Origin of the sequence: Acinetobacter sp. YH01018, from assembly GCF_013420295.1 — a bacterium.
In the GTDB taxonomy this organism is placed as follows: Bacteria; Pseudomonadota; Gammaproteobacteria; order Pseudomonadales; family Moraxellaceae; genus Acinetobacter.
Genome location: NZ_VOYL01000040.1, coordinates 20677 through 27159, shown reverse-complemented (window position 1 = coordinate 27159; position 6483 = coordinate 20677). Strand labels below are relative to the sequence as shown.

At 41.4% G+C, this 6483-nt stretch carries 8 protein-coding genes; 5 read left to right on the top strand and 3 right to left on the bottom strand.

Annotation, left to right across the window (positions count from 1 at the left end; genetic code table 11):
- Nucleotides 1-391 precede the first annotated feature (391 nt).
- From FTT83_RS12255 to FTT83_RS12245, 3 genes are all read left to right on the top strand, one after another.
- Nucleotides 392-847, top strand: a complete 456-nt coding sequence (locus FTT83_RS12255; RefSeq protein ID WP_086196421.1) for a bacteriohemerythrin — start codon at nt 392-394, stop codon at nt 845-847.
- 140 nt (nt 848-987) lie between these two features.
- Nucleotides 988-2070, top strand: a complete 1083-nt coding sequence (locus FTT83_RS12250; RefSeq protein WP_180043001.1) for a hypothetical protein — start codon at nt 988-990, stop codon at nt 2068-2070.
- The gene (locus FTT83_RS12245; protein WP_180043000.1) at nt 2070-2393 is read left to right on the top strand and encodes an RnfH family protein; all 324 of its coding nucleotides are present in this window, start codon (nt 2070-2072) and stop codon (nt 2391-2393) included. The genes FTT83_RS12250 and FTT83_RS12245 overlap by 1 nt, the downstream gene beginning before the upstream one ends.
- Nucleotides 2394-2438: 45 nt before the next feature.
- Here the strand turns inward: FTT83_RS12245 and FTT83_RS12240 are convergent, their stop codons facing one another.
- A complete protein-coding gene (locus FTT83_RS12240; RefSeq protein ID WP_166171149.1) occupies nt 2439-2837 on the bottom strand; it encodes an outer membrane protein assembly factor BamE in 399 nt (132 codons plus the stop codon).
- 112 nt (nt 2838-2949) lie between these two features.
- Between FTT83_RS12240 and fur the strand changes: the two genes are divergently transcribed.
- On the top strand, nt 2950-3387 hold the full coding sequence (gene fur, locus FTT83_RS12235; RefSeq protein ID WP_086175193.1) for a ferric iron uptake transcriptional regulator: 438 nt from the start codon (nt 2950-2952) through the stop codon (nt 3385-3387).
- Nucleotides 3388-3457: 70 nt separating this feature from the next.
- Here fur and FTT83_RS12230 read toward each other — a convergent pair whose 3' ends face one another.
- Together FTT83_RS12230 and FTT83_RS12225 are read right to left on the bottom strand one after the other, a co-directional pair.
- Nucleotides 3458-4579, bottom strand: coding sequence for a PilT/PilU family type 4a pilus ATPase (locus FTT83_RS12230; protein WP_180042999.1), 1122 nt, complete (start codon nt 4577-4579; stop codon nt 3458-3460).
- Nucleotides 4580-4605: 26 nt separating this feature from the next.
- Nucleotides 4606-5643, bottom strand: coding sequence for a type IV pilus twitching motility protein PilT (locus FTT83_RS12225; protein ID WP_086196416.1), 1038 nt, complete (start codon nt 5641-5643; stop codon nt 4606-4608).
- A 123-nt stretch (nt 5644-5766) separates the two neighbouring features.
- Between FTT83_RS12225 and FTT83_RS12220 the strand changes: the two genes are divergently transcribed.
- The gene (locus FTT83_RS12220; protein ID WP_180042998.1) at nt 5767-6453 is read left to right on the top strand and encodes a YggS family pyridoxal phosphate-dependent enzyme; all 687 of its coding nucleotides are present in this window, start codon (nt 5767-5769) and stop codon (nt 6451-6453) included.
- Nucleotides 6454-6483: the final 30 nt, after the last annotated feature.

Genomic DNA, 6483 nt, shown 5'->3' with positions numbered 1-6483 from the left:
TGTTCCACTTTAGATATTTGTTTAAGATGAGATGTAACTCATTGAAATGTGTCATCATATTCGTCGTCAGAAAACAAGTATTATGCCATTATTTCAATGAGTTATCTTTTTTTGTCGTGTACAAAGCTAATATAATTAAAAAATGACTTCTAAAAAATATAGTTTATAAAATAATGTTAACTCCTGAATAAAGCATTTTTTTAATGAAGCTGGTTAAAAAATACTTTATCCTTTTAGTAGGTATTCTATCATAATTAAATATATATCAATGGGTTATGTTTGTTTTATAAAAAAAACTAAAAGTCGACTGTTTTGGTGCATTTTTATTTGTTTAATATCAATATATTATGAATTTATGTGATTAATCGTTTATATCTGATAGGTGGTCGTAATGAAAATGAAATGGGTTCCAGAATATAATACTGGCATCGATGTGATTGACGATCAACATAAACGAATTCTGGATTACATCAATGAAATTGATGATATCGTTGAAAATACCGACCGTGCGCGTATTAAACAGATTCTTGAAAATATTATTGATTACACTCAGTCGCATTTTACTTTTGAAGAATCTTTGCAGGAAGAGGCGGGTTATAAATACCGCGTACCGCATAAACGTGTTCATGATTTATTCATTAAAAAGATTGAATCTTATCGTGATCGCTTTGAAATGGGACAGGCGATTGAAGGTGAATTGCATGAAGTACTGGCGAAATGGCTGATTAACCATATTCAGCACGATGATGCTGATTATGTTGGTGCTGTAAAACAAAACATGATGGGCATTATTAAAGAAAAAGAACAGAAAAAAGGTAAAAACTGGTTTGCTCGGTTTTTCTCATAAAAGATAAATGAGATAACTACAATTAAAAAAAGATAATAATCTTGCGCTGCAAATCATTAGGCATAATGGTTTGCTTTTTCTTTTTGATTTTCACTTATGAGAAAGGCAAAATAGCAAAAGACTTTTTTTAGGAACGCATCATGCAGGACAATGCTATGACACGATGGCTATCACCGCTGATGGCATTTTGTTTATCTTTTATCATCATTGCCACTTTAGCACCGATTGTAGGGATTCAGCTTGATCGCCAGCTTGATTTTTGGCTGTTATGGTTAGGTACCATGCTTATTTTGGCTTTACCGATCTGCTATTTAGAAATTGCCTTGGCAAAGCGTTCTAAAACCACAGCTTTAAATGCCTTGTCCAGCTTGACCCGTGATGCGGATGCCTCGCAAAAATGGCGTATCGTTGGCTGGCTGGCCGTGGTCTTTATTCCTTTCCTGGCAGGCGGCATATTGTCGAATGCGGGCCAATTGCTGGGGCATTTTGCCGCTAATGGAATTGCAGCTAATCTTTTATTTATTGCTCTTGCGATAGTTGCAGTTTTACTTTCATTTGCACCACGAAAAATTATTCTGCTTTTAACGGTGATTGGTGTTTTTGCTGCTTTAATTCTGTCCAATGTTATGGGAACCCCTTTACCAGCTTGGCATGTTACAGCGGTTGAATTTAGCGAGTGGGGCAGTGCTACCGTCTTGGCACTGGTAGCAAGTGGTTTAGGTATGGGCTTGTACTGGCAGAGTAGTCTGCCTGCGGTTCAGCAGCAAGATACTGCAAGTAAAACAGTATTGCCGATCTGGATTGCACAGTTACTTGCGGTAATTGCTTTTGGTTTCTTTGCTGCCAATGCTCAAATCCCGAGTTTGGCTTTTGTGGTTGCCGTGGTGACTACTGCGGCCTTGTTATTGCAAATGGCGCGTGAACAGCTGTTACACCGTCAGTTGAATATCGTGATTCAATGGTTGCTTATTTTAGCTGCCGTATTTGTCTGGGCAATTCCAGCCATCACTCCAGTTTTCAATAGCCTGCTGATGCTTTGGGGTTTAGCAATTTGCCTGATCTATGCCATTTTTGCCGGATGGATCATGAAAATTAGTCATCTGCGTAAAGCGATGAATTTCAGCAATGAGTTATTTTATAACCTGTGGCGTATTGCTGTTCGTGTGGTGTTACCTGTTTCGATTATTTTGGCCATAATCGCAATTATTGGGCAATTGTTCTGATGAGTGAGACACAACAGGTTTGGGTCGCCTATGCAGCACCCGAGCAACAGTTTCATATTGCGGTGCCCTTTCAGCAAGGGATGACCGCTTTAGAGGCGATTGAACAAAGTGGTATTCGGGTACAGGTTGATTTGGCGGAACCGCTTGCTCTGGGAATTTTTGGTGTGCGCCTGAAAGATCTACACCATATTTTACAAGCAGGTGACCGTGTCGAGATTTATCGACCGCTAACTATCAATCCGAAGGATATTCGACGCAAACGTGCAGCAGCCAACCCGGTTGGGCGATATTGTCGTGGAAATCGCTTTAAACAATTGAAGTGATAAGAAAAACCCCTCAATGAGGGGTTTATTTTTATTTTAAAGCGTCTATAGTGGTGGCGCAGTTAAAATCGCTTCTTTTGAACCTGGTAAGCCGGGTTGAGATTCTGGAATAGTTTCTAGACCTTCAATCTTTTGCACCGTACCGGTTTGATCGAAGTAAATTTTTAAATGTTGACCATGTGCTGCAGGAATCTTGGCTTTTTTAGCATAAGTTCCTGGGATGTAGTTGTAGATATAGTCCCAACGTAAAGGATTCATTGGATCTGTGACCGTTGGACTGCCTAGCAAAAAGCGAACTTGTTGGTGGCTCATACCGACTTGAATTTTTGATGCTTGTGCTTGAGTTAATGGTGTTCCTTGAGGAATATCAACTTTATAAACGCCCAAGGTCGAACAGCCTGCGAGCAGTGAAGTGACGAATAACGTCAACATGATTTTTTGCATTTTGCTACACTATCCCAAATTAATTATGATGCATTTGATCCACGGATAGATCATACTGCATCTTAACTTTGTTGCATATTCCAACTTTAAATTTGTTGAGAGACCCTTTTACATGCCTATTTCAAATCAAGATTTACGCAAAGCTGGACTTAAAGTTACGCTTCCACGAATAAAAATATTAGAATTATTAGAAAATTCAAGACAACATCATTTAAGCGCAGAAGATATTTATAAGACTTTACTTGAACAGGGTGAAGATGTCGGTTTAGCAACTGTGTATCGAGTGTTAACACAGTTTGAAGCTGCAGGTATTATCCAGCGTCATCATTTTGAAAATAATCATTCAGTTTTTGAAATTATGCAAGAAGATCATCATGATCATATTGTTTGCCAAAATTGTAATAAAGTGGTCGAATTCACCAATGACGTGATTGAACATGAACAACATGAAGTAGCTGAAAAATTTGGCTTTACTTTAACTGGTCACTCTCTAAATCTGTATGGTTATTGTGATGCAGCGGAATGCCAGGACGCATTACGTAAAAAATAATACTGACTTGGAATCAGTTAAAAAACAGGCTTTATTTGAAGCCTGTTTTTTTTGCATCTTAATCTGGGCCTTAAGCCTGACCATCGAAAGTAATATTCGAACTGGCGCGCATTAAGCGATCGCCACCTTCTTCCGACAACTTGATTTGCAAGCGCAGATCGTTTGGTGAGTCGGCATGCTTAAGCGCATCTTTATAGCTAATTTGCTTGGCTTTGTACAAGTCAAACAGGGCCTGGTCAAAGGTTTGCATACCCAGTTCACGTGAACGTTTCATCAGGTCTTTAATTTCATGCACATCACCTTTACGGATCAGGTCTGAAATTAAAGGCGAGTTGATCAGAATTTCAATTGCAGCACGGCGTCCAGTGCCATCCAGCGTTGGAATCAGTTGCTGGGCCACAATCGCTTTCATGTTTAAAGACAAATCCATAAACAACTGGTTATGCCGGTCTGCTTCAAAGAAGTGAATAATCCGGTCTAGTGCCTGGTTGGCGTTGTTAGCATGCAGGGTGGCAAAGACCAGATGGCCGGTTTCGGCAAAGGCAATCGCATAATCCATAGTTTCGCGTGAACGGATCTCACCAATCAGGATCACGTCTGGTGCCTGACGCAGTGTGTTTTTCAAGGCTACTTCAAAAGAGTCAGTATCGATGCCCACTTCACGCTGGGTAATGATACAGCCTGCATGTTCATGGATAAATTCAATCGGGTCTTCAATGGTAATGATATGACCTTTGGAATTCTGGTTACGATAACCAATAATGGAAGCCAAAGAGGTCGATTTACCTGTACCTGTCGCACCGACAAAAATGATGATGCCACGTTTGTTCATCGCCAGTTCTTTTAAAATGGGCGGTAACTTGAGGTCATCTATGGTTGGAATTACAGTTTCAATACGACGTAAAACCATACCCGGCTGATCGCGCTGTTGAAATGCGCTGACACGGAAACGGGCAGTTTTGTCGCGGTTGTTGATCGCGAAGTTACATTCGCGTGTTTCGGCAAATTCTTTACGTTGCTTATCACTCATAATCGAGTTTAAAAGCTGTCCCACAATTTCACCAGTCAGCTTGGTTTTGGCGATGGGCACAATCTGACCATTAATTTTCATGGATGGTTCAACATCGGCCGTAATAAACAAGTCCGATGCCTTCTGTTGAATCATCAAATTCAGTAAGTCATTAAAATCCATAATAAGAACCCCAATCCGTTTTCAAATTATAAGAATGATTCTGGCTGTTTTGCCATGGTGCGGGCAGTTTGCGCACTGATCACACCTTTTGCAACTAGGGTTTTTAAACTTTGATCAAGCGTGGTCATGCCGTAGTTGGCACCGGTTTGAATGGCAGAATACATTTGCGCCACTTTGTTTTCACGGATCAGGTTACGGATGGCTGGAATACCGATCATGATTTCATGTGCAGCGACACGACCACCACCATTTTTCTTCAGCAGGGTTTGCGAGATCACGGCTTGTAAGGATTCAGACAACATGGCACGTACCATGTCTTTTTCTTCGGCCGGGAATACGTCAATCACACGGTCAATGGTTTTTGCTGCAGAGGTGGTATGTAGCGTACCGAAGACCAAGTGACCAGTTTCAGCGGCAGTCAATGCCAAACGGATGGTTTCAAGGTCACGCATCTCACCAACCAGAATAATATCCGGGTCTTCACGCAGTGCTGAACGAAGAGCTTCATTAAAGCCGTGGGTATCGCGATGTACTTCACGCTGGTTGACCAGGCATTTTTTAGATTCGTGTACAAATTCGATCGGGTCTTCTACAGTCAGGATATGGTCATAACGCTGATCATTAATATAGTCGATCATGGCCGCCAGCGTAGTAGATTTACCTGAACCTGTAGGTCCGGTCACCAGTACGATACCGCGCGGGTAATTACAGATATCTTTAAAGATCTGACCCATACCCAGATCTTCAATGGTCAGTACTTTTGAAGGAATGGTACGGAACACGGCACCTGCACCACGGTTCTGGTTAAATGCATTCACACGGAAACGGGCTACACCTGGAACTTCAAAGGAAAAGTCTGTTTCTAGCTTTTCTTCAAAATCACGACGCTGTTTATCATTCATAATGTCATACACAAGTTTGTGTACTTCTTTATGTTCTAAAGCAGGCAGATTAATACGGCGAACTTCACCATCGACACGGATCAGTGGCGGCATCCCCGCAGACAAGTGTAAATCTGATGCCCCGTTTTTAGCTGAAAACGCTAAAAGTTCAGTGATATCCATAATTTCCCCGAGTTCATTTAAATGTTATTTATTTTGATAGAATAATAAGGCTTTCCCAAAACTTAACCAACAGTTAGTTGTAAGGGAAGCCCAAAAAAGATGAATGAAATGAGAACCTCGTCAATGAATAGTCTTCAACAGTCACGAAATCAAGTTATACAGCAAATAGAAGATGCCTGTAAACACGCCCGGCGCAATGTAGAAAGTGTGCAGTTGCTGGCTGTTTCAAAGACCCATCCAGGTGAGTCTTTGCGCGAGATGTACCAAACTGGACAACGTGCATTTGGAGAAAATTATTTACAGGAAGCTTTAGATAAAATTGAGGCTTTAAGTGATCTGGATATTGAATGGCATTTTATTGGTCATGTGCAGCGCAACAAGACCAAGCATCTGGCAGAAAAGTTTGCCTGGGTGCATGGAGTAGACCGTTTGATTATTGCAGAGCGCTTGTCGAGTCAGCGTGAGGCGAATCAGGTGCCACTGAATATTTGTTTGCAGGTCAATATTGATGCACAAGACACCAAAGATGGCTGCCAACCGGGTGCAGTGGCTGAGCTGGTGAAGCAGATCAGCCAGTTACCGCATTTAAAATTGCGTGGTCTGATGGTGATTCCTGCCCCGAATAATCCGCAGGCATTTAGTGATGCCAAAGCTTTGTTTGAAAGTGTAAAAACTGAACATGCCCATCCTGAAGATTGGGATACCTTAAGCATGGGAATGTCGGGGGATATGCAGGAAGCTATTGCCGCAGGTTCAACTATGGTCCGTGTCGGCACTGCATTGTTTGGAGCACGGGATTATTCGAAATAAATCGCAGAACCACCCATTTTGCTGATTTTG